This is a genomic window from Massilia sp. LXY-5 (genome assembly GCF_059801075.1).
This window is the reverse complement of sequence record NZ_JBNNEH010000003.1, coordinates 89,786-113,236: the sequence shown is the minus strand read 5'-3', so window position 1 is coordinate 113,236 and position 23,451 is coordinate 89,786. Positions and strand designations below refer to the sequence as shown.

The 23,451-nt window shown below is 64.9% G+C and carries 21 protein-coding genes; 7 read left to right on the top strand and 14 right to left on the bottom strand.

Going from position 1 to position 23,451, the window contains the following annotated elements:
* Position 1: 1 nt before the first annotated feature.
* On the top strand, positions 2 to 331 hold the full coding sequence (locus ACI48I_RS09515; protein ID WP_498574023.1) for a YnfA family protein: 330 nt from the start codon (positions 2 to 4) through the stop codon (positions 329 to 331).
* Position 332: 1 nt separating this feature from the next.
* On the opposite strand, the gene ACI48I_RS09510 is transcribed toward ACI48I_RS09515, so the two are convergent.
* Complete coding sequence (locus tag ACI48I_RS09510) at positions 333 to 527, bottom strand: hypothetical protein (RefSeq protein ID WP_193687135.1); 195 nt, start codon at positions 525 to 527, stop codon at positions 333 to 335.
* Positions 528 to 602: 75 nt separating this feature from the next.
* The gene (locus tag ACI48I_RS09505) at positions 603 to 2,885 is read right to left on the bottom strand and encodes a TonB-dependent receptor domain-containing protein (protein WP_498574022.1); all 2,283 of its coding nucleotides are present in this window, start codon (positions 2,883 to 2,885) and stop codon (positions 603 to 605) included.
* Positions 2,886 to 3,043: 158 nt separating this feature from the next.
* Here ACI48I_RS09505 and ACI48I_RS09500 point away from each other — a divergent pair, with 158 nt between their 5' ends.
* A complete protein-coding gene (locus tag ACI48I_RS09500; protein ID WP_498574021.1) occupies positions 3,044 to 4,819 on the top strand; it encodes a DUF885 domain-containing protein in 1,776 nt (591 codons plus the stop codon).
* Between the two features lie 52 nt (positions 4,820 to 4,871).
* On the opposite strand, the gene ACI48I_RS09495 is transcribed toward ACI48I_RS09500, so the two are convergent.
* Both ACI48I_RS09495 and ACI48I_RS09490 read right to left on the bottom strand, forming a co-directional pair.
* A complete protein-coding gene (locus tag ACI48I_RS09495; protein WP_498574020.1) occupies positions 4,872 to 5,519 on the bottom strand; it encodes a YggN family protein in 648 nt (215 codons plus the stop codon).
* Positions 5,520 to 5,633: 114 nt separating this feature from the next.
* Complete coding sequence (locus ACI48I_RS09490) at positions 5,634 to 6,740, bottom strand: S-(hydroxymethyl)glutathione dehydrogenase/class III alcohol dehydrogenase (protein ID WP_193687139.1); 1,107 nt, start codon at positions 6,738 to 6,740, stop codon at positions 5,634 to 5,636.
* A 352-nt stretch (positions 6,741 to 7,092) separates the two neighbouring features.
* On the opposite strand from ACI48I_RS09490, the gene ACI48I_RS09485 reads away from it, so the two are divergent.
* Positions 7,093 to 8,670 carry a S8 family serine peptidase gene (locus ACI48I_RS09485; protein WP_498574019.1) on the top strand — a complete coding sequence of 526 codons (1,578 nt, stop codon included), beginning with the start codon at positions 7,093 to 7,095 and terminating at the stop codon, positions 8,668 to 8,670.
* 79 nt (positions 8,671 to 8,749) lie between these two features.
* On the opposite strand, the gene ACI48I_RS09480 is transcribed toward ACI48I_RS09485, so the two are convergent.
* Together ACI48I_RS09480 and ACI48I_RS09475 are read right to left on the bottom strand one after the other, a co-directional pair.
* Complete coding sequence (locus ACI48I_RS09480) at positions 8,750 to 9,415, bottom strand: ion channel (protein WP_193687141.1); 666 nt, start codon at positions 9,413 to 9,415, stop codon at positions 8,750 to 8,752.
* 138 nt (positions 9,416 to 9,553) lie between these two features.
* Positions 9,554 to 10,030 (bottom strand): chemotaxis protein CheW, encoded by a 477-nt coding sequence (locus tag ACI48I_RS09475; RefSeq protein WP_193687142.1) that lies wholly within the window; start codon positions 10,028 to 10,030, stop codon positions 9,554 to 9,556.
* A gap of 188 nt (positions 10,031 to 10,218) precedes the next feature.
* On the opposite strand from ACI48I_RS09475, the gene ACI48I_RS09470 reads away from it, so the two are divergent.
* The 3 genes from ACI48I_RS09470 (at position 10,219) to ACI48I_RS09460 (ending at position 13,979) form a co-directional block, all read left to right on the top strand.
* Complete coding sequence (locus ACI48I_RS09470; RefSeq protein WP_498574018.1) at positions 10,219 to 13,017, top strand: valine--tRNA ligase; 2,799 nt, start codon at positions 10,219 to 10,221, stop codon at positions 13,015 to 13,017.
* A gap of 67 nt (positions 13,018 to 13,084) precedes the next feature.
* A complete protein-coding gene (locus ACI48I_RS09465; protein ID WP_498574017.1) occupies positions 13,085 to 13,453 on the top strand; it encodes a VOC family protein in 369 nt (122 codons plus the stop codon).
* A 79-nt stretch (positions 13,454 to 13,532) separates the two neighbouring features.
* The gene (locus tag ACI48I_RS09460) at positions 13,533 to 13,979 is read left to right on the top strand and encodes a DUF2147 domain-containing protein (protein WP_498574016.1); all 447 of its coding nucleotides are present in this window, start codon (positions 13,533 to 13,535) and stop codon (positions 13,977 to 13,979) included.
* Between the two features lie 61 nt (positions 13,980 to 14,040).
* Here ACI48I_RS09460 and ACI48I_RS09455 read toward each other — a convergent pair whose 3' ends face one another.
* Positions 14,041 to 14,997, bottom strand: a complete 957-nt coding sequence (locus ACI48I_RS09455) for an IS1595 family transposase (protein WP_498574015.1) — start codon at positions 14,995 to 14,997, stop codon at positions 14,041 to 14,043.
* Positions 14,998 to 15,183: 186 nt separating this feature from the next.
* On the opposite strand from ACI48I_RS09455, the gene ACI48I_RS09450 reads away from it, so the two are divergent.
* A complete protein-coding gene (locus ACI48I_RS09450) occupies positions 15,184 to 18,144 on the top strand; it encodes a hybrid sensor histidine kinase/response regulator (RefSeq protein ID WP_498574014.1) in 2,961 nt (986 codons plus the stop codon).
* 18 nt (positions 18,145 to 18,162) lie between these two features.
* Here ACI48I_RS09450 and ACI48I_RS09445 read toward each other — a convergent pair whose 3' ends face one another.
* The 7 genes from ACI48I_RS09445 to purH all read right to left on the bottom strand — a co-directional run bounded on the left by ACI48I_RS09445 (position 18,163) and on the right by purH (position 23,428).
* A complete protein-coding gene (locus tag ACI48I_RS09445) occupies positions 18,163 to 18,369 on the bottom strand; it encodes a hypothetical protein (RefSeq protein ID WP_193687148.1) in 207 nt (68 codons plus the stop codon).
* 102 nt (positions 18,370 to 18,471) lie between these two features.
* A complete protein-coding gene (locus tag ACI48I_RS09440; protein WP_307727319.1) occupies positions 18,472 to 18,972 on the bottom strand; it encodes an MgtC/SapB family protein in 501 nt (166 codons plus the stop codon).
* Positions 18,973 to 19,019: 47 nt separating this feature from the next.
* Complete coding sequence (locus ACI48I_RS09435) at positions 19,020 to 19,478, bottom strand: YaiI/YqxD family protein (RefSeq protein ID WP_193688830.1); 459 nt, start codon at positions 19,476 to 19,478, stop codon at positions 19,020 to 19,022.
* Positions 19,479 to 19,489: 11 nt separating this feature from the next.
* Entirely contained in the window at positions 19,490 to 20,551 is a 1,062-nt protein-coding gene (ruvB, locus tag ACI48I_RS09430; RefSeq protein ID WP_193687149.1) for a Holliday junction branch migration DNA helicase RuvB, read from the bottom strand.
* A 23-nt stretch (positions 20,552 to 20,574) separates the two neighbouring features.
* The gene (gene ruvA, locus ACI48I_RS09425; protein WP_193687150.1) at positions 20,575 to 21,153 is read right to left on the bottom strand and encodes a Holliday junction branch migration protein RuvA; all 579 of its coding nucleotides are present in this window, start codon (positions 21,151 to 21,153) and stop codon (positions 20,575 to 20,577) included.
* A 19-nt stretch (positions 21,154 to 21,172) separates the two neighbouring features.
* On the bottom strand, positions 21,173 to 21,709 hold the full coding sequence (ruvC, locus tag ACI48I_RS09420; protein WP_193687151.1) for a crossover junction endodeoxyribonuclease RuvC: 537 nt from the start codon (positions 21,707 to 21,709) through the stop codon (positions 21,173 to 21,175).
* 132 nt (positions 21,710 to 21,841) lie between these two features.
* A complete protein-coding gene (gene purH, locus ACI48I_RS09415) occupies positions 21,842 to 23,428 on the bottom strand; it encodes a bifunctional phosphoribosylaminoimidazolecarboxamide formyltransferase/IMP cyclohydrolase (protein ID WP_498574013.1) in 1,587 nt (528 codons plus the stop codon).
* Positions 23,429 to 23,451 lie beyond the last annotated feature (23 nt).

Below are 23,451 nucleotides of genomic sequence, written 5' to 3'. Positions count from 1 at the left end.
GATGCCGGACCTGATCCGTTTCACCGCCCTCTTCGCCCTCACCGCCCTCGCCGAAATTGTCGGCTGCTATCTGCCCTGGCTGATACTCAAGCAAGGTAAATCCGTTTGGCTGCTGCTGCCGGCCGCCGCATCGCTGACCCTGTTCGCCTGGCTGCTGACCCTGCATCCGACTGCCGCCGGCCGCACCTATGCGGCCTACGGCGGCATGTATATCGCGGTGGCCCTGCTGTGGCTACGCTTCGTGGACGGCATCCCGCTGAGCCGCTGGGACCTGGCCGGGGCCGGCCTGGCGCTGGCCGGGATGGCCGTGATCGCCCTGCAGCCGCGCTAGATCAGTCGCCCGGCCCCTCGCCCGGCATCGTGTCGGCCATCAGCCGCAATTCTTCGGGCGTCAGGTCTTCCGGTTTCTTGCCCGCGAGGGCATCGAAGTCCTCCGCCCCGGATGCTTTGTCCTCTTGCGGCTGCACTTGCGGCTGTCCTGTGGCATGGCCGCCCTGCTCGGCCGCGGCTCCCGGTTGCTTGTTCATGTCGTGCTCCATTCTGGTGGTTCAAAACCCCAGTCTGGCACAGGGGCGCCTTCGGTGGCGCCCCGCTCCGGCCCATCAATGGCCTGGGCCGCCTCCGCCGCCTCCGCCGCCTCCGCCGCCGGCCCCATGCATGCCCGGCCCGCCGCCGCCACGCATCGGGCGCTGGCCGTTGCCGCCGAAACTGCCGAAGCGGTAGGACAGGCCGACGAAATACGTCCGGCCATTGAAGCGGCGGATGCTGTGTTCGCGCAGGCGGTCGGTCTCGGTGATCGATTCCATCTTCTGGGAATCGAACAGGTCGTTTACGTTGAGCACCAGGGAGAGCGCCGGGCTCAGGTTGTGGCGGTAATTGAAATCGGCCGTGCGGACCGGCTGGCGGTAACCCTCGCCGAGCAGGGTCTTGCCCTGGGCGTTGAGCATCAACTGGAAATGGTTGTTGCGGTCGTATTGATAGCCGAAACGGGCGCGTCCGCTCAAGGTGGTCGCGCTGCGCTTGTCGCCGCTGGCACTGCCCAGCACGCTTTGTTCGGCATAGCCGAGGTTGCCGCTGGCGTTGACGCTCAGCTTGTCCGTGAGCTTGCCGCCGAACGTAAATTCGAGGCCGCCCGAATTGCTGCTGCCGGCGTTTTCCTTGGTCGTCAGCAGGACATTGTCGGCCAGGAAGAAGCGGCGTTCGGAAATCAGGTCGGTATCGCGCCGCGCGTACAGGCGCAGGTTCGTATCCACTTTGCCGAGCTTGGTCTCGATGCCGAACTCGAGCGAATCGGAGTCGCTCGGCTGCAGCGCCGGATTGCCGGAGGAAACGTTGTACTCGTCGCGGTACACGACGAAGGGATTCAGGTCGCCCGCGCCCGGACGGCGAATGCGGTGCGCGTAGCTCAGGCGCAGCGTGGTGTCGTCGGACCAGCCATAGGTGACGAAGGCGCTCGGGATCGCGTCCAGGTAATGGTTGCCGGCACGGATATTCGTCGTCGCCTGGAACATGTCGACATCGGTGTACTCGGCGCGCAGGCCGCCGAGCACGCCCCAGTCCTTGTTGATGCGCCATTGATACGAGGCGTACAGGGCCGCGGTCGTCTCGTCGAGCTCGAAGCGGTTGCTGCGGCCGGTGTTGAGGCGTTCGGCTAGCGTCGCGGCGTCGATGTCGAGGTAGGCGTTGTCGAACACGCTGCTGGTGCGCGCCAGTTTATAGCCGAGTTTGACGATGCCGTGTTCGCCCGGCAGCTCGTAGTCGCCCGTGAAGTCGGCGATGCGGTTGCTGGTCTCGTTGTCCTGACGCGTGCGCGCGGCCTGGGCATTGACGGGACGCACCGTGTAGTCGCTGGCGTTGCGCAGGTCGCCCTCGGTCTTCGCGCCGGACAGGCGCAGGTCCATTTTAAACAGTTCGCCTTGCGAGTCGCCCTTGTGGTCGAGGCGGGTCGACAGGCTGTAGTTGCGGCTGCGGCCGTCGCGGGTGGCCTGGCGCAGGTAGTCGCTGTCGACCAGGCCGGCGGCATTGGTGCTGTGGAAGCGTTCGCTCGAAACGGTATCGCTGTCGGTACCGGAGGCCATGACGGTCGCCGCGACGACATCCTTCTCGCCCAGGTTGTAGCTCAGCGACGCATTCATGCCGACGGTGTCGTTGGCGGTATCGCTGTTCGAGGCCTGGGTACTGCGCGCCACGGCGCCGGTGGCCGGATCGATGCGTTCGCGCACCGTGTCGCCGGTCGACTCGCGCTTGTCGCGGCGGCCATACACCCCGCCCTGGGCGCTCATGCGTCCGGTCGTATAGCTGCCGAAACTGCTGAGGTTGGCACGACCCTCGGTGCCGAGGTTCGCGTTCACCGAGGCGAAACCGCCGGGCGTCCGTTCGCGCCGCATCACCAGGTTCAGGATCGGTCCGCCGCCGCCCTCGTTGCCGAACTGGGCGCCGGGATTATTGATGACCTCGACCGATTCCAGGTCGGCCGCCGGCAAGGCGTTGATCGCCGCGGCCCGGTTATCGCCCTGCATCATGGCCGAGGGCTTGCCGTCGACATAGATCTGCACATTGCTCTTTCCGCGCAACGTCACGTTGCCGTCCGGGTCGACCGCCACCGAGGGCACCTTGTTCAGGGTATCGGCCACGGTATCGTTCGAGCTGGCCGGATCGGCCTTCACATCGTAGACCTGGCGGTCGATGCGGTTCGCGTTGCGCTTGGTGGTCACCGAGACCGTCGCCGCTGCCTCGGGCGCGGACTGGGCCTGCTCGGGCGTGGAAGCGGACACAGGCGCAGGCGCCTGCTGCGCCACTGCCGACACGCAGGCGAGCAGCGCGCCGAGCGCGATGGCGGATTTGGCCGGCAGGCGGGGAAGGTCGGAACGGTGTGTGGCAGGCATGGAGGCGGCGTCGCATTGCAGAGTTTGGTTGACTGCAATTGTCGCATGCAGGCATAAGCGAAATTCTTTCCGGCGCGAAGGATTTGGTAACGGCTTGTTTCAGGCCGCAGGGTAGAATCAATGGAGCCCTGTTTCGTCAACGACTACAAAGGAATGCAATGCCGACTCCCCGTTCCCTGGCCAAGACCGTCCTCGCCACGCTGCTGGCCGCGGCGCTGACCATGCCCGCCCTCGCCGCCGAACCGGCCTGGGTCACGAAAAGCAACGACAACGCCAGGGTGCTGCTGAACGTGATGGCGAAGTATTCGCCCGAAGGCGCCAGCAACCTGGGCGTGGACGGCTATGACGAGCAGATCACGGACATGTCGCGCGACCAGTTCGAGGCCACCAACCGGGATTTGCGCGCGGCGATCGCCGAACTGCAGAAGCGCATGCGCAGCGAGACCGACTCGAAGGTGAAGCAGGACTTGCAGATCCTGATCGACAAGGCCCAGGACAACATCAAGACCAATGCGCTGCAGCGCAAATACTTCATGCCCTTCGACGATCTCACCGGCATGATCTTCGGCGTCGTGCGCGCCACGCTCGACCCGCGCATCCCGCAGGCGCGCCAGCAGTCGCTGCTGGTGCGGCTGGATAAATACGCGGGCCTGGCCAAGGGCTATCGGCCGGTGACGGAACTGGCGCACGAGCGCCTGCAGGAACGCCTGAAGGCGAACAAGAATCTGCTCGGTCCGTATAAAGGCGAAATCGAACAGGCCTTGAACGACGGCCCGACCCTGTTGAAGGGAATGCGCGAGCTGCTCGCGAAAAGCGAGCTGAAAGGCTGGGAGAGCCGCTTCGACACGCTCGAAAAACAGCTGAGCGCCTACAACGCGCGCCTGAAAACGGAGATGCTGCCGCGCGCGCGGGCTGACCACCGCCTGCCGCCGGAAGTGTATGCCGACAACCTGAAGAACTTCGGCGTCGACATCGGGCCGCAGGAAATGATCTCGAAGGCCCTGACCTCGTTCGCGGAAATCCGCAACCAGATGCAGATCACGGCGAACCTGATCGCGAAGGAACGCGGCTTCAAGGATGCCGATTACCGCGTCGTGATGAATGAGCTGAAAAAGCAGCAGATCCCGCTCGATGCGGTGATGCCGCTCTACGCCGAGCGCCTGGCCGCGATCGAGTCGGCGGTGCGCGAGCAGCACATCGTCACGCTCCCGGCGCGCAAGGCCGTGATCCGCCTGGCCTCGATGGCGGAGAACGCGGCGCAACCGGCCCCGCACATGAGCCCTCCGCGCCTGATCGGCAACACCGGAGAGTATGGCGAATTCGTGCTCACCACCGGCATGCCGCCGGACGCCAGCGGCAAGCGCCTGGTGTTCGACGATTTCACCCACCAGTCGGGCACCTGGTCGATCACGGCGCACGAGGCGCGTCCCGGCCACGAACTGCAGTTCGCGAAGATGATCGAGACCGGCGTGTCGACCGCACGCGCCGTCTTCGCCTTCAACAGCGTCAACGTCGAAGGCTGGGCGCTGTATGCGGAAGCGGAAATGCAGCCCTACGAGCCGCTCGACGGCCAGCTGTTCGCGCTGCAGGCGCGCGCCATGCGTGCGGCCCGCGCCTTCCTCGACCCGATGGTCAACCTGGGCGAGATCACCCCGGACGGCGTCAAAACCTTCCTGATGCGCGACGTCGGCCTGTCCGAGGGCATGGCGACCCAGGAGATGCAGCGCTACACCTTCCGCGCGCCGGGCCAGGCGACCTCCTATTTCTACGGCTACCAGCGATTGATGGAGACGCGCCAGGCGGCCGAGGTGGCGCTGCGCGGCAAGTTCGACCGCCAGAAGTTCAACGACTTCGTGCTGGCCCAGGGGCTGGTGCCGCCGAAGCTGCTGCGCAAGGCGGTGATGGAGGAGTTCGTGCCGGCGCAGGGGAAGTAAACACGTCCGCTGGTGGATTTATTCGGTGGCGGTGGTGTAACGTACGGGGTGTTTAACTGCGCTTCGGCGCCGGACGCGCCACGCCGTTCGCGAGCGCCTCGCCGATGATCCCGCGCGTCGCCCGGTCCGCCTCCTTCTGCTGGGCTTCCATCTGCTCGCCCAGCACCTCCATTTTCTTGCCGAGCGCCTCCATCGGCTTGCCGGCCTCTTCCATCTGCTTGCCGAGGGCTTCCATTTTCGCCTGGTTGAAGGTGGCGGCGGCCAGCGCCATCCTGGTGCCGTAGGCGCCCATGGCTTCGCCGCGGCGGCCCATTTCCTTGCCCTGCTTTTCCATCTCGGCGCCGGTTTTTTCCATCGGCGCCCAGGCCTGGCGCACGCGTGCGAGCGTGGCGGCGTCCTGCACGATGTATTCCTTGCCGTCCTTGCGGAACCAGAAGAATTCGCCCTGCACGCTGCGCTTGATGCCCTCGATGTCGGCACCGTCGACGTTATCGCCGGTCATGTTCAGGCGCGAGCCGGCACGCACCAGGGCGTAGGGCTCGCCGCCTTCGCTGCGGTGCATGGCGTGCACCGCCTTGAGCCCATCGGATGGCGGCGCGGCGTGCACGGCCAGCAGGGGCGCGGCGCAGGCGGCAGCGGCGGCGCTCAGCAGGAGGGCGTGCCTGATACGGGAGGAGGCGAAAGGAAAGCGTGCTTGCATGGTGGTCTCCACAAGTCGATTGACGATGGAGCCACTGTAGGAGAACCGAAAGCCGCCTGCCCGCTTCATGCGACGAACCGTCGCTTTCGCGGAACAGGCGACAAAATACCAGACTTAATACACGACCACGGAGCGGATCGACTCGCCCGACTTCATCAGGTCAAACCCTTCGTTGATGCGCTCGAGCGGCAGGTGGTGGGTGATCAGGTCGTCGATGTTGATCTTGTTTTCCATGTACCAGTCGACGATCTTCGGCACGTCGGTGCGGCCGCGCGCGCCGCCGAAAGCGGAGCCCTTCCATTCGCGGCCCGTCACCAGCTGGAACGGACGGGTCGAGATCTCGGCACCCGCTTCGGCCACGCCGATGATGATCGACTGGCCCCAGCCCTTGTGGCAGCACTCGAGCGCCTGGCGCATGGTCTTGACGTTGCCGATGCACTCGAAGGAGTAATCGGCGCCGCCGTCGGTGATCTGGACAATCGTGTCCACCACGTTCTCGACCTGGGTCGGATTGACGAAATGGGTCATGCCGAACTTGCGTGCCATTTCCTGGCGCGCCGGGTTGATGTCGACGCCGATGATCTTATCCGCGCCCACCATCTTCGCCGCCTGGATCACGTTCAGGCCGATGCCGCCCAGGCCGAACACGACGACGTTGGCGCCCGCTTCCACCTTGGCGGTGAAGATCACGGCGCCGATGCCGGTGGTCACGCCGCAGCCGATGTAGCAGATCTTGTCGAAGGGCGCGTCGTTGCGCACCTTGGCCAGCGCGATTTCCGGAACCACGATGTAGTTCGAGAAGGTCGAGGTGCCCATGTAGTGGAAGATCGGCTTGCCGTCGAGCGAGAAACGGGAAGTCGCGTCAGGCATCAGGCCGCGGCCTTGCGTGGAGCGGATCGCCTGGCACAGGTTCGTTTTTTGCGACAGGCAGAATTTGCACTGGCGGCATTCCGGCGTGTAGAGCGGAATGACGTGGTCGTCCTTCCTGAGGCTGGTGACGCCCGGTCCGACGTCGACGACGACACCCGCGCCTTCATGGCCGAGGATGGCGGGGAACAGCCCTTCCGGGTCGGCGCCCGAGAGCGTGTAGTAATCGGTGTGGCAAATGCCGGTGGCCTTGACTTCGACCAGGACCTCGCCGGCCTTCGGGCCTTCGAGTTCGACTTCCTCGATCGTCAGCGGCTGACCCGCCTTCCATGCAATCGCTGCCTTGGTTTTCATGGATATTCCTGTACGTAAGATGAATGGACGCGGTGCACCACCGCGGGTTCGCCATGATACCAAGCGGGGAACAACCCTGCCGCAGCCTGCCGTACCGGGCAAAAATGCTGCATTTGCACAAATGTAGGGGACAAAAATATAGCACTGTTTTAACGATGCATACTGTTTTCAATCGTGCAGGTGTGCAACATTGCAACACAGACGAGCACGGTTGATTTGTCATTTGCCTATACATACTTTTCCTGCCTACACTTGCTCGGCCGTCACAAGCGGTACACGACGTCTTATAAAAAACATGCACGCGAGCAAAGAATCGCGGCATTTCGATAGGCTTTCATACGGAGAAGTAAAAATGATTCAACGATCCAATCGTGCTTCAAACAAGATCCTTAGCCTGTGCCTGACCGCTGCTGCGGCCAGCATCCTGTGCAGTTCCGCCATGGCGGCGGCACCGGACACCACCCGCGTCATCGTTGCATTCAAACCAGGCGCGAAAGCGGCCATCAAAGGCGTTGTCGCCGCGGCCAAAGGCTCGGTCAAGCACGAAATCTTCGGCATGAATGCCATGGCCATCGAAGTGCCACGCACCGCCCTGGCGGGCCTGGAAAACAACCCGAACGTCGAATACGTCGAGGAAGACGTCATCCGCAAGCCGTTCGCGCTGACCACCCCGTCGACCGGTACCCCGTACGCAACCGGCCAGCTGGTCCCATACGGCATCAAGCTGGTGCAGGCCGACCAGCTGCCGGACACCAACGCCGGCAACCGCAAGGTCTGCATCATCGACTCCGGCGTCGATTTCACCCATGAAGACCTGAAGGACAACGGCGCCAACGTGACCGGCGAATACGATTCCGGCACCGGCTGGTGGAACACCGACGAGACCCACCACGGCACCCACGTGTTCGGCACCATCGCAGGCGTCAACAACAGCGGCGTCGGCGTGGTCGGCGTGAACCCGAACAAGAAGCTCAAGCTGCACATCGTCAAGGTGTTCGGCGCGAACGGTGCCTGGACCTATTCGTCGACCCTGGCCAGCGCCGCCAACAAGTGCGGCGCGGCGAACGCCAACATCATCACGATGTCGCTGGGCGGCGGCCGCGCCAGCATGACCGAACAGAAAGCCTTCGACAGCCTGCAGACCAAGGGCGTGCTGAGCATCGCTGCCGCCGGCAACGACGGTAACACCGTCGTCAGCTATCCGGCCGGTTACGCCAGCGTGATGATGGTCGCCGCCCTTGACGAGAACAAGAACTGGGCCACCTTCTCGCAGTACAACAGCAAAGTCGAGATCGCCGGTCCTGGCGTCAGCGTCCTGTCGACTGTCCCAATGGGCGTCGGCCAGGATCCAGTCCTGAGCGTCGGCACGACCACCTACGCACCCACCGCGATGGAAGGCTCGCCGGTCACGACCGCGACCGCTCCGCTGGCCGACTTCGGCATCGGCGACACCGTCAACACTGCCGTGTCGGGCAAGGTCTGCCTGATCCAGCGCGGCACGGTCGACTTCGCGACCAAGGTCACCAACTGCCAGAACAGCGGCGGCGTCGGCGCAGTCGTGTACAACAACGTGGCCGGTCCTCTGGCAGGCACGCTGGGCACCACCGTGACCAACATTCCTTCGGTCGGCGCGTCCGACACCGAAGGCGCGGCGATGAAGGCCCAGCTGGGCCAGAGCGCGACCGTGGGCGTGAAGGCATCGAACTACGCTTACTTCGACGGCACCTCGATGGCAACCCCGCACGTGTCGGCCGTCGCCGCACTGGTGTGGAGCTACTTCCCGACCTGTACCGGTTCCCAGATCCGTACCTCGCTGGACAACAGCGCGCTCGACCTGGGCACCGCCGGCCGCGACACGAAGTACGGCTATGGCCTGGTGCAGGCGAAAGCTGCCTACGACCGTATCGCATCGCTGGGCTGCGGCAAGTAATCTGCCGGCGTCAGCTGGACAACGAAAAGGACGCTTCGGCGTCCTTTTTTTATGTACCGCTGCGCCCGACGGGCTCCCCCTACTTGGTCGGCTGCATCGTCAGGCCGATCAGGCGCGCGACCACCGCCGCCAGGTAGATCAGCCCGACGAACATCTCGATGCTGGCCAGTGCGCGCGCGTGCACAGTGAGCGGGATGACGTCGCCGATGCCGGTGGAGGACAGCAGCGCGAAGCTCAGGTAATTCAGTTCGGTCCAGGTACGCGGCAGCTCGGGGTTGACCGCGGCGCCGTACGAGTGCGGCGCCAGCGCCTGCACCCCCAGGTACAGGTGCGTGAAACCCCAGCCCAGCAGGGTGAAGGTCGCGCCGGCGGCATACAGCTCGTCGGTGGTTACGCGGCGGTCTTCCAGCATGTAGGCGATCAGGCTGCCGGCGGCATAGAAATAGAAGAGCGCTTCCAGGCCCGACGACCACGCGACCAGGTGCGGCATCCCGAACATCATCTGCGCCGACAGCAGCGCGATGATCGGCACCGCCATCGCCACGCTGATCCAGGTCGGTCCCGGCGTGCGATGCACCATGCGGATGGTGAAGGTCAATATCAGGATGCCGAAGGCGTTGAAGGCCACATGCCCGTACCGGGTCTGCTCGAGGAAGGGATACAGGAGCATGCCGAGCAGCTGGGCCAGCAGCAGGATGGCGGACGGGTGGCGGCGGGTATGGACGATGAAGCGGAGCAGGCGCATCGGTTTCTCTTGGTGGACGGTCGATGGCCGTATTGTAGGCACAAGCACGCCGGTCGATCGCACGCCGCGCGGGAGCCGGAAGCAGGGACAAGAAAAAACCCGCCACATGGGCGGGTCCGGATGGCGGCAGGCCAGTGCTTACGCGGCGATGCTCTCGATGACGCCCATTTCCTCGGACGACATCAGGCGGTCGATGTCGACCAGGATGATCATCCGCTCGTCGACCGTGCCCAGGCCCACCAGGTAATCGGTGGTCAGGGCGCCGCCCAGGTCGGGGGCAGGCTTGATCTGGTCGGCGGTCAGCGAGATCACGTCGGAGACCGAATCGACCACCATGCCCACCACGCGGTCCTGGATGTTCAGGATGATCACGACGGTGAACTGGTTGTAGGTCGGCTCGCCGAGCTTGAACTTGATGCGCATGTCGACGATCGGCACGATGGTGCCGCGCAGGTTGACCACGCCCTTGACGTGTTCCGGTGCGCTGGCGATGCGGGTGACCGATTCGTAGCCGCGGATTTCCTGCACTTTCAGGATCTTGATGCCGTATTCCTCGTTGCCGAGTTTGAAGGCGAGCGCTTCGAGCACGCCATCGTTCATCAATGTGTTGTCCATGGTATTCGGTGTGAGTAGGAAGAATACCGGGATTATATATTTTTGCCGCACGGCAATAAATAGCGAAGCAGCGTTAACCCGGGTTTTGTCTCCCCGCTGCAACGGCAAATTGGATCGCCATGCCCGAACGCATCCCCGCCCTCCTCCTCTATAATGGTCCTTTTCGCACATTCAAACGCCATCACATCATGGAATTAGCCAAGTCTTTCGAGCCAGCCGACATTGAACAATATTGGCGCAAGGAGTGGGAAGAGCGCGGGTACTTCGCCGCCACCCTCGACGCCGACAAACCATCGTTCAGCATCCAGCTGCCGCCGCCGAACGTGACGGGCACGCTGCACATGGGCCATGCGTTCAACCAGACCGTGATGGATGGCCTGACGCGCTACTACCGCATGCGCGGCTATAACACCGCCTGGATCCCGGGCACCGACCACGCCGGCATCGCGACCCAGATCGTGGTCGAGCGCCAGCTCGATGCGCAAAAAATCTCGCGCCACGACCTCGGCCGCGACGAATTCATCAAGAAGGTCTGGGAGTGGAAGGAGCAGTCCGGCAACACGATCACCGGCCAGATGCGCCGCCTCGGCACCTCGCCCGACTGGGACCGCGAATACTTCACGATGGACGAGACGCGCTCCAAGACGGTCTCCGAAGTGTTTGTGCGCCTGTACGAGCAGGGCCTGATCTACCGCGGCAAGCGCCTGGTGAACTGGGACCCGGTGCTGGGCACGGCTGTCTCCGACCTGGAAGTCGATTCGGTCGAGGAAGACGGCTCGATGTGGTACATCCAGTACCCGCTGGCGGACGGCTCCGGCACGCTGACGGTGGCTACCACCCGCCCTGAAACGATGCTCGGCGACGTCGCCGTGGCGGTCGACCCGACCGACGAGCGCTACACGCATTTGCACGGCAGGATGCTGAAACTGCCGCTGACCGACCGCGAAATCCCGATCATCGCCGACAGCTACGTCGACAAGGAATTCGGCACCGGCTGCGTGAAGATCACGCCGGCCCACGATTTCAACGACTACGCCGTGGGCCAGCGCGCGGGCCTGGCGCCGATCACGATCATGACGCTCGACGCGAAGATCAACGAGAACGCCCCCGCCCAATACCAGGGCCTGGACCGTTTCGCTGCGCGCAAGCAGATCGTAGCCGACCTGGAGGCGCAAGGCTTCCTCGAACAGATCAAGCCCCATAAACTGATGGTCCCGCGCGGCGACCGTACCGGCGTCGTCATCGAGCCGATGCTGACCGACCAGTGGTTCGTCGCGATGACCAAGCCGGCGCCGGAAGGCACTTTCAATCCAGGCAAATCGATCACCGAAGTGGCCCTGGAAAAGGTCGCCAACGGCGAGATCAAGTTCGTGCCGGAGAACTGGAGCACGACCTACAACCAGTGGCTGGGCAACATCCAGGACTGGTGCATCTCGCGCCAGCTGTGGTGGGGCCACCGCATTCCGGCCTGGTTCGACGAAGCCGGGAACATCATCGTCGCCCGCGACGAAGAGGAAGCCAGGGCCAAAGCCGCCGCACAAGGCATCACGGGTGAACTGCGCCGCGACGAAGACGTGCTCGACACCTGGTTCTCCTCGGCCCTGGTGCCGTTTTCGACCATGGGCTGGCCGGAAGAGACGCCGGCCATGAAAATGTTCCTGCCCTCTTCGGTGCTGGTGACCGGCTTCGACATCATCTTCTTCTGGGTCGCGCGCATGGTCATGATGACCGCGCACTTCACGAATAAAGTGCCGTTCGAGACCGTCTACGTGCACGGCCTGGTGCGCGACTCGCAGGGCCAGAAGATGTCGAAGTCGAAGGGCAATACGCTCGACCCGATCGACCTGATCGACGGCATCGACATCGAGTCGCTGGTGGCCAAGCGCACCGCCGGCCTGATGGACCCGCGCGCCGCCGAGAAGATCGCGAAGGCCACGCGCAAGGAGTTCCCCACCGGGATCCCGGCCTTCGGCACCGACGCCGTGCGTTTCACGATGGCGAGCTACGCCTCCCTTGGCCGCAACATCAACTTCGACCTGGGCCGCGCCGAGGGCTATCGCAACTTCTGCAACAAGCTGTGGAACGCGACCCGCTTCGTGATGATGAACACGGAAGGCAAGGACTGCGGCGCGCCCGACCCGGCCGACCTGTCGCCGGCCGACCGCTGGATCATCTCGCTGATGAACCGCGTCGAGCTGGAAGTGGCCAAGGGTTTCGCCGACTACCGCTTCGACAACATCGCCAGCGCCATCTACAAATTCGTCTGGGACGAGTACTGCGACTGGTACCTGGAAGTGGCCAAGGTCACGGTCCAGCAAGGCACCGAGGCGCAGCAGCGCGCCACCCGTCACACCCTGCTGCGCGTGCTGGAAGTGATCCTGCGCCTGGCGCATCCGGTCATCCCGTTCGTGACCGAAGCGCTGTGGCAGGCGATCGCGCCGCTGGCCGGCAAGACCGGCGATTCGATCATGCTGCAGCCCTACCCGATCGCCAACGAAGCGCTGATCGACGAAGGTGCGGAAAGCTGGATGGCGCAGCTGAAGGACTTGACCAACGCGACCCGCAACCTGCGCGGCGAAATGAAGCTGTCGCCGTCGGTGCGCGTGCCGCTGATCGTGGAGCCGGGCACCGAACAGGACCGCGCCAACATGGCCGGCTTTGCGCCCTTCATCCAGTCGCTCGGCAAGCTCGCCGAAGTGCAGATCGTCGACGCGCTGCCGGAATCGCCGGCCGCGGTGTCGATCGTCGGCACGACCAAGCTGATGCTCAAAGTCGAGATCGACGTCGCCGCCGAGCGCGAGCGCCTGTCGAAAGAGATCGCACGTCTCGAGGGCGAGATCGGCAAGGCCAACGGCAAGCTGTCGAGCGAGAGCTTTGTCGCACGCGCGCCGGCCGCCGTGGTGGCGCAGGAGAAGGAACGCCTGGCGAACTTCTCGGCGACGCTGGTCAAGATGCAGGAGCAGCTCGGAAAACTGGCCGCGGGCTGACCCGCACAGTGAGGAACGCGGCCCCGGTGGCCGCGTTTTTTTTGACCCTACACGTTGGAGAGACCCGATGATCCGCGACCACATGTACGTGCTGGCTGTCCACGACCTCGAGCGCTCGGCCGCCTTCTACCGCGACGCCCTCGGCTTTGCGACCCACGACATGGGCGACCCGGGCTGGCGCATGTTCGTGCGCGACGGCTGCCGCATCATGGCCGGCGAATGCCGCGACGCCATGCCGCCCGCCGACACCGGGTTCCACTCGTACTTCGGCTATCTGGTGGTCGAGGATGCCGATGCCGAATACGCGCGCGCGGTGGCGGCCGGCGCCGAGATCACCAAGGAGATCAGAGACGAGCCCTGGGACATGCGCGAGTTCGGCCTGCGCACCGTCGACGGCCACCGCCTGATGGTCGGCCACGAGCTGCCCGCCGCCTGAAACATTCCGCAACGTTTTTATCGACAGGGTGCGTGCGCAGTTTGCTACACTCCCTGAACACAACAACGGAGACCCCACGATGCGACCTCTCATCAAAGCCGGCCTGCTGGCCACCATGCTGCTCACCGCCTCCGCCTGGGCACAGAACACCTCGCCGGTCGGCCTGTGGAAGACCATCGACGACGAGAGCGGCAAACCGAAAGCCCTGGTGCGCATCACCGAGGAAAACGGCGCCCTGCAGGGCAAGATCGAGAAGCTGTTCCGCGGACCGAACGAAGACCAGAACCCGAAATGCAGCGAGTGCAAGGATTCGCGCAAGGACCAGCCGCTGATCGGCATGACGATCGTGTCGGGCCTGAAAAAGGACGGCAACGAATACACCGGCGGCGAGATCCTCGACCCGGCCAAGGGCAAGGTCTACAAGAGCAAGGCGACCCTGCGCGACGGCGGCCAGAAGCTGGAAGTGCGCGGCTATATCGGCGCGCCGATGTTCGGCCGCTCCCAGGTCTGGCAGCGCGAGCAGTAAAAGGATTTTGCTTTCCCATCAAGCGGCCCGCGTGGCCGCTTTTTTATTGGCGCTGTTCGCGTTAAGTGTGGAATATGCCGATGGCCGCTCGCAGCAAGGCCTCCGGCGTCTTGACGCGAGCGCCGTCGAGCGCCCAGCGCCAGCCGAGATAGTTGCCGAGGTAACGGCTGGCGACCCCGTGAAACGGCTGCAGCCAACCGCGCAGGCGGCTGTGATAGGCGTTCACGTTCTGGACGTGGATCGCGCCGCGCACCCGGATTCCCGCCTGCAAGTTCACCGTTTGGTGGGTGATACCGGCTTCGCGCGCGAAATGCCGGTACGCCGCATGCGCGTCCGTCACCAGCAACACGTCCGGCTCCAGGCGCACTTTCAAATGTTGGTGCAATTGCGCCCGCGTCACCGGCCCCTTCCCGGGGACCCAGTCGAGCGTCTGGCCGGTCCGGTCGCGTGCGACCAGGATGCACATCTGTTCCTTTGAAATACCGCGTTTTGTCGCTTTGCCGCCGCGCTTGCGTGGAGGCCGATCGAGCGAGCGGGACCCTTTGTGTGATTCGAGCACATACATCTCGTCGGCCTCGGCGATCCCGGCCAGGCGCTGGGGCCGGTCGTTTTGAGTGAGCGCGAGGAAACGGTGGCGCCAGCGAAAGCTGGTGGCGCCGGCAACGCCGAGCTGCGCAGCGCTGCGCCGGATGCTGTGCGAGTCGAGCATGCCGCCCAGGTAATCGAGCCAGCGCCCTTTGTGGCGCAGGCGCGCCAGCGGCGTGCCGGTGAGCGCGTTGCAGGTGCGGCCACAAGCGCGGCAACGAAAGCGTTGAAGGCCGTTGGCGCGACCGTGCTTGTGGAAGCGATTCGAGCCGCAATCGGGGCAGGCAAGTTGCGGTGCTGCCGCCTGCTCGATGACGTCCACCGTCCGATCGAGCTTGACCGTTGGCAGCAGCAGGCCGAGCAGCCGCTCGCGCTGGCGCCGGGTCAGCGCCGCCAGGTTCTTCAGGAAGTGCTCGAACTTGCGTGCCTGCATGCGAACCTCCTCTCAGGTGAAGTCTCATTTGGACCTCAGCCGTTCAAGAAAATTCCACATTTAACGCGAACAGCGCCTTTTTATTTCAGGCATGGTTGCATGCAGGATGACTATTCCCGCGCACAGGCTTGGTATATGCTTCGGCTGGTCCGCACGATCCAGCAACGCTACAGTAAACGAGACGACGTGAACCAGAGAGCCGACCCGAGACCCGTCTCCTTGAATTTCCTTGCCGGCGGCGGAGAGATGGGCGCGCTGATGCGCGCCCACGACTGGTCCGCCACCTCGCTCGGCCCGCCCGAAGGCTGGCCGCAGGCGCTGCGCACGACGGTGCGCCTGATGCTCAACACCGGCCACCCGATGTTCATCTTCTGGGGCCTTGACCGCGCCTGCCTCTACAACGACGCCTACAGCGCCTCGATCGGGCCGGAACGCCACCCGGTCGCCCTCGGCCAGCCTGGGCGCGCCGTGTGGGAAGAGATCTGGCCCGTCATCGGGCCGCAGATCGAGCAGGCGCAATCGGGCAAGGGCGCGACCTGGAACGTCGACCACCTGATCCCGATCACCCGCCACGGCCGCGTCGAGGAAGTCTACTGGACCTACAGCTACAGCCCGATCGACGACGATACCGCGCCGAACGGCGTCGGCGGCGTGCTGGTGGTGTGTTCCGAAACCACGCGCCAGGTGCGGGCCGCGCGCGAGCTGGCGAACCAGCGCGACCAGCTGGCGCAGATGTTCGAACAGGCGCCGACCTTCATGGCCATGCTGCGCGGCCCCGAGCACCGCTTCGAGCTGGCCAATCCAGGCTATGTGAAGCTGGTCGGCGGCCGCTCCGTGCTTGGCCTGACAGTGGCCGAAGCGCTGCCGGAAGCCGTCGAACAGGGCTATATCGTCCTGCTCGACCAGGTATATGCCAGCGGCGAAGCCTACGTGGCGCGCGAAGACCGGTTCGAGATCCAGCCCCCGGACGGCGGCCCGCCCATCGAGCGCTACGCCAACTTCGTGTACCAGCCGATCAAGGACGCGAGCGGCCAGGTCGGCGGCATCTTCATCGAGGGCAGCGACGTCACCGACCAGGTGCGCAGCAGGCTGCAGCTCGAAGCGCTCAACGCCGAGCTGGCCGCGACGGTCGGGCAGCTGGAAGAGAACGAGCGCAGCCAGTCGCTGCAGCTGCGGCTGGCGAACGCGTTGCTGCCCCTGGAGAGCCCGGAAGCGATCATCGCGGCCGCCAGCGAGCTGCTGGGACGCGAACTCGGCGCCTCGCGCGTCTTTTATGCCGAAGTCGACGACGAGCGCGGCACCCTGTTCATCCGCCAGAACTGGACCGCGCCGGGCTTCGCCAGCCTCGCCGGCCAGACGGAGGTACTGGACGACTACGGTCCGGACATGATCGCGCAGCTGCGCGCCGGCGTCATCGTCGCCAACGAGGACATCGCGCTCGATCCGCGCACGGCCGCCCATACCGAGGCCTATGCACGCATCGGCGTGCGCGCCGACCTGATCACGCCCCTGGTGCGCGCGCGCAAGCTGGAGGCGATCCTGGTCATCCATGACGCCGGCGTGCATCGGTGGCAGGAACGCGAGCTGCAGCTGGTGCGCGCGATGGCCGAGCGCACCTGGTCGGCGGTCGAAGCGGCCCGGGCCCAGGCCGAGCTGCGCGAGGAACGCGACCGCAGCCGCCGCATCTTCGACAGCATGAAAGAAGGCTTCGCCCTGCTCGACGCCGACTGGACGCTGCGCCATGTGAACACCGCCGCCGCGCACATCAGCCGCCGCCCGGCGGGTGCACTGATCGGCCAAAGCCACTGGAAGGCCTTCCCGGAACTGGTCGGCACCGAGGTCGAGTCGCTGTACCGGCAAGTGCAGCGCGAGCGCACGGCCGCCAGCGTCGAACACCACCATGTATTCCCCTCCGGTTCCCAGGCCTGGATCGAGATCCGCGCCGTGCCCGCCCTGCGCGACGAACTGGCCGTGTTCTTCCGCGATATCAGCGAACGCAAACGCAGCGAGAAGCAGCTGCAGGAAAGCGCGCGCCGCAAGGACGAATTCCTGGCCATGCTGGCGCACGAACTGCGCAATCCGCTGGCGCCGATCGGCGCGGCGGCCCAGCTGCTGCAACTGGTGAAACTCGACGAGGTGCGCGTGCGCGACACCAGCCGCATCATCGCGCGCCAGGTCGAGCACATGACGGGCTTGGTGAACGACCTGCTCGACGTCTCGCGCGTGACGACCGGGCTGGTGACGCTCGACGCCGTGCCGGTCGACATGCGCCAGGTGGTGTCCCACGCGGTGGAACAGGTGACGCCGCTGTTGCAGTCGCGCCGCCATGAACTGTCGCTGCAGCTGGCGCCGGACACCTTCATGGTCACGGGCGACGAGAAGCGCCTGGTGCAGGTGCTCGCGAATATCCTGAACAATGCGGCCAAGTACACGCCCGAAGGCGGCAGGCTGCGCCTCGACATGGGCATCGCCGACGGCGAGATCGTGGTGGGCGTCGCCGACAACGGCATCGGCATGGACGCCGCCCTGGTGCCGCATGTGTTCGACCTGTTTTCCCAGGCCGAGCGCACGCCGGACCGTTCGTCGGGCGGACTGGGCCTGGGCCTGGCGCTGGTGAAAAGCCTGGTCGAACTGCACCGCGGCAGCGTCAGCGCGGCCAGCGACGGTCGGGGCAAAGGCAGCCGCTTCACGATCTGGCTGCCGCGCCGGGAGGAAACGGTCGAGCAGGCCGACGCCGCGCCCCCGAATGCGGCCACTGACGACGCCTGCGCGCCGCTGCGCATCATGGTGGTGGACGACAATGTCGACGCCGCGGCCACGCTGGCCATGCTGCTCGAGGCGCTGGGCCACACGGCGCTGGTCGAATACTCGCCCACGAGCGCCCTGGCGCGCGCCCGGCGCGAACGGCCGGACGTCTGCCTGCTCGACATCGGCCTGCCCGAAATGGACGGCAACGAACTGGCGCGGCGCCTGCGCGCCCAGCCGGAGACGGCCAGGGCCCTGCTCGTGGCGATCACAGGCTATGGGCAGGAACACGACCGCAGGACTGCGCTCGCGGCCGGGTTCGATCACCACATGGTCAAGCCGGTCGATACCGCGCGCCTCGGTGCGATCCTGGCGGCGCGGGCCGGCCAGCGCGGCGGCTAAGGGGTACCAAGGGGGTTGTTAACGTGGACTTTTGCGGCGGTCGCGCGACCGCTGCTGAGCCGGCGAGCACAGCACGCGCAGCGCAACCGTACGCGGCACCCCGACCAGCTGCATGAACTCCAGCGCAGGCGACATGCCATCCGTTTTCAACATCTTCAAGGCATCGTCCACACGCGCCGCCAGATAGGCGTTCGCCCGCGGATCCGAGTTGCCGCTCCCTGCCATGCGCGCCTCGCTGGATCGACCTTATCAGCGGCATCCTAGCAAACGAGGACGGACGTGGCGCGCGCTTGCTGGCACGAAACTGCAAGCGTTCCGAACGGCAGATCACTCCTTGGGCGAGCGGCGCAGGATGGCCAGAATGATGAGCGCGAACAGCGCACTCAGCACGGCCGTCGCTTCCCGTCCCATGCCGGCGGCAATGCCGATGGCGGCGGTCAGCCAGACGCTGGCAGCCGTGGTGAGGCCGCGGATATCGTTGCGGTTGCTCTGCTTGAGGATGGCGCCGGCGCCGAGGAAGCCGATGCCGGCCGTGACGCCCTGCAGCACGCGCGACAGGTCTTCGATCGGCATGCCCGCCTGCAGGGGAATGAGCACGAACAGGGCCGAGCCGAGCGAGACCAGCATGTGGGTGCGCAGGCCGGCCGAGGCGCCGACCGATTCGCGTTCATAGCCGAGGATGCCGCCCAGCACGATCGCAACCAGCATGCGCACCACCAGCCGGGTGATCGAATCGACGTCGCCCAGATCGGAAAATTCCTGCTGTATCGTCATCCAGCTTTGTTGCCACCACACGCGCCTGCTCCTCTTGAAAGTCCGGAGGATCATGGCAGATCAGCAATTTCCATGTCGCCACGCTCGGCGGCATGGGCGGCTTAGCTTGCTTTGGGACGATGCCGCGCCAGGTGGCGGTCGAGGGAATTCGCGAACTGCTGGCGGTCGGACTGGCTGAAGGCGGCCGGGCCGCCGGTGTCGACGCCGCCGCTTCTGAGTTCTTCCATGAAGGCGCGCATGGTGAGCTGCTGGGCGATGGTGTCCTTCGTATAGAAATCGCCGCGCGGGTTCAGCGCGAAGCCGCCCTTCTCCAGCACCAGCGCCGCGAGCGGGATGTCGCCGGTGACGACCAGGTCGCCCGGAGCGAGGCGTTCGACGATCTCGGCATCGGCGACGTCGGCGCCGCTCGGCACCTGCACCGAGCGGATGAATTTCGAGCCGGGCACGCGCAGCAGCTGGTTCGCCACCAGCGTCACCTGGATCTGCGTGCGCTCGGCAACCCGGTACAGGATGTCCTTGATGACGGCGGGGCAGGCGTCGGCGTCGACCCAGATCTGCATCGATCCGGTACTCAACGCAGGTTGTCCCACAGGTCGCCCGTGGGGCTGATGCGCGGTGCCGCGACGCCGAAGTGCTGATACGCCGCCGGCGTCGCGATGCGTCCGCGCGGGGTGCGCTGCAGATAGCCCTGCTGGATCAGGTAGGGTTCGAGCACGTCCTCGATGGTGTCGGCTGCTTCGCCGATGGCCGCCGCCAGGTTGCCGATGCCGACCGGTCCGCCGCCGAATTTGAACAGCACCGCTTCCAGCAGCTTGCGGTCCATGACGTCGAAGCCGACCGAGTCGACGTCGAGCATTTTGAGGGCGCGGTCCGCCATCTCCATCGTGATCTCGCCGGTGCCCTTCACTTCCGCGTAATCGCGCACGCGGCGCAGCAGGCGGTTGGCGATACGCGGGGTGCCGCGCGCGCGCATGGCCACTTCGCGCGCGCCGTCTTCCTTGATCGGCGCTTCCAGCAGTGCCGCGCTGCGGGTGACGATCTTGGTCAGCTCGGCGACGTTATAAAACTCGAGGCGGGCGACGATGCCGAAGCGGTCGCGCAGCGGATTGGTCAGCATGCCGGCGCGCGTGGTGGCGCCGACCAGCGTGAACGGCTGCAAGTCGAGTTTTACGGAACGCGCGGCCGGGCCTTCGCCGATCACGATGTCGATCTGGTAGTCCTCGAGCGCCGGGTACAGGATCTCCTCGACCACCGGCGAGAGGCGGTGGATCTCGTCGATGAACAGGACGTCGTTCGGCTCGAGATTGGTCAGAATCGCCGCCAGGTCGCCCGGGCGCTCCAGGACCGGACCGGAAGTCTGGCGCAGGTTGACGCCCATCTCGCGCGCGATGATGTGGGCCAGCGTGGTTTTACCGAGGCCTGGAGGACCGAACAGCAGCGTGTGGTCGAGCGCTTCGCGCCGCTTGCGCGCAGCGGAAATGAAGATCTCGAGCTGGTCGCGGATCTTTTCCTGGCCGACGTATTCGTCGAGCTGCTTCGGGCGCAAGGCGCGCTCGATCGCCTCCTCGTTGGGCGAGGCCGGCGCGGCGTCGATGACCCGCTGCTCGGTGAAATTGTCGGTCTGGATGCTCATGATCTGATCTCGTGTTGCTGCGCTCAGGCTTTGGATAGCGCCTTCAGCGCGAACTTGATGCCGTCGGACACGGTCGAGCCCGCCGGCAGGTTCTTGGTCGCCAGCAGCGCTTCCTTGTCAGAATACCCCAAAGCCAGCAGCGCGTTGAGCACGTCGGACTGGGTATCGTCGCGCGGTGCGCCACCGACAGTGCCGAGGTCGGCGCCGATCTTGCCTTTCAGTTCCAACAGCAGGCGCTCGGCGGTCTTCTTGCCGATGCCGGGAATTTTCACGAGGCGCCCTGCTTCCTGCAGCGTGACGGCCTGCGACAGGTCGGCCACCGTCATGCCCGATAAAATCGCCAGCGCGGTACGGGCACCGACGCCGGTGATCTTGATCAGCTGGCGAAACAGCGCGCGCTCGCTGGCGCTGCCGAAGCCGAACAGCAGGTGCGCATCCTCGCGGATCGCCAGGTGGGTGAACAGCACCACCTTCTCGCCGGTGTGCGGCAGGTTATAGAAGGTGCTCATCGGCACGTCGACTTCATAGCCGACACCCTGGCAGTCCACCAGCAGTTGCGGCGGATTTTTTTCCAGCAGCGTTCCGGAAATGCGACCAATCATGGTTGACCTTTTTTTCTGGTTAAACGAGACGACCGTTTTTCATGCGCAGCGTGGCCTTCTGCGGGCTGAGCACGTTGAGCAGCGCCAGCGTGTCGTAGGTGTGCGCATGGCAGATCGCGACGCCGAGGGCATCGGCCGCGTCGCTGCCGGGCAGGCCCGGGAGCTTCAAGAGACGCGCAACCATGTCCTGCACCTGCGGCTTGGCCGCCTTGCCGCTGCCGACGACGGATTGCTTGATCTGGGTCGGCGAGTATTCCGCCACGTCGAGGTCGAAGCCGACCAGCGCGCTGATGGCTGCGCCACGGGCCTGGCCGAGCAGCAGCGTGGATTGCGGATTGACGTTCACAAACACTTTTTCGATGGCCGCGCATTGCGGGCCATAGGTGGTGACGACTTCGCGCACGCCATCGAGGATGATCTTCAGGCGTGGCGGCAGCGCGCCCTCCAAGCCGGTCTTGATGGTGCCCGAGGCGATATAGCGCAGTTTGCTGCCGTGTTTTTCAATAAGCCCAAAGCCGGTGGTGCGCAGGCCTGGGTCGATGCCGAGGATAATCATTATCGAATGTTATACCGGCCAGCAACGTTCGTGGGAAAAATACTGTGCAAAAACACAGGTGACTGATGTTTATGCAACCGTTGGACGCACGTGCGTTGAACGCGTGGGCAGGAGACCTGCCCACCCTACGAATCAATGACGGAAGTGGCGGGTACCCGTGTACAGCATCACGACACCACGCTCATCCGCCGCGTCGATCACTTCCTGGTCGCGCATCGAGCCGCCTGGATGAATCACGCAAGTCGCACCCGCATCGACCACGACATCGAGGCCGTCGCGGAACGGGAAGAAGGCGTCCGAGGCCACGGCCGAACCCGCCAGCGACAGCCCGGCGTTCTGCGCCTTGATCGACGCGATACGGGCCGAATCGATACGGCTCATCTGCCCTGCCCCGACGCCCAGCGTCATGCCGTTGCCGCAGAAGACGATCGCGTTCGATTTCACGAATTTCGCAACGCGCCAGGCGAACATCAGGTCTTGCAACTGCTGCTGGGTCGGCTGCTTCTTCGACACCACGCGCAGGTCGCCGATACCGACATTCTTCGCATCCGGCGCCTGCACCAGCAAGCCGCCGCCCACGCGTTTGACGTCGTACGGGTTCTGGCCATTGCCCAAGGAAATTTCCAGCAAGCGAACGTTCTGCTTGGCCGCCATGATCTGGCGTGCCTCGGCGGTGAAGGACGGTGCGATCAGCACTTCGACGAAGAGTTTCGCCAGCGCTTCGGCGGCACGGCCGTCGACTTCGACGTTGAAGGCGATGATGCCGCCAAAGGCCGAAGTCGGATCGGTCTGCAGGGCACGGGTGTAGGCGTCCAGGGCATCGGCGCCGATCGCCACGCCGCATGGATTGGCGTGCTTGACGATCACGCAGCCGGCCGGATGCTGGAAACCGCCGAGCGACTTCACGCATTCCCAGGCGGCATCGGCGTCGGCGATGTTGTTGTACGACAGTTCCTTGCCCTGCAGCTGGCGGTAGTTGGCGAGCGCGCCGTCGACAGGGGCGATGTCGCGGTAGAAGGCGGCGCCCTGGTGCGGGTTTTCGCCGTAGCGCATGTCCTGCACCTTCTCGAAGGCCATATTGATGGTCTGCGGATACTGAGCGCGCGTCGCGTGCTGCTTGTCTTCGCCCAGGCTGGTCAAATAGTTCGTGATGGCGCCGTCGTATTGGGCGGTGTGCGAAAAGACTTTTTTGGCGAGGCGGAACTTGGTGTCGTAGCTGACGGCGCCGGCAACTTCTCCGGTCCCTTTCATTTCGGCCAGCACGACGCCGTAGTCGCTCGGGTCGCAGATCACGACCACGTCGCGGTGGTTCTTGGCCGCCGAGCGCAGCATGGTCGGGCCGCCGATGTCGATGTTCTCGATCGCGTTTTCCAGCGAGCAATCATCCTTGGCGACGGTCGCCTGGAAGGGGTACAGGTTGACCACGACCATGTCGATTTCCGGAATGCCGTGCTCTTGCAGCTTGGACACGTGCTCAGGAAAATCGCGGCGCGCGAGGATGCCGCCGTGCACTTTCGGGTGCAGGGTCTTGACGCGGCCGTCGAGCATTTCCGGAAAGCCCGTGTAGTCGGCCACTTCGGTGACCGGTACGCCGTTTTCCTGAAGTAACTTGGCCGTGCCGCCGGTGGACAGGATGTTCACGCCGAGCGCAGACAGGGCGCGCGCAAAGTCGAGCACGCCGGTCTTGTCGGAGACGGAAATGAGAGCTTGTTTGATCATGGGGTGGCCACTGGTTGATGAGA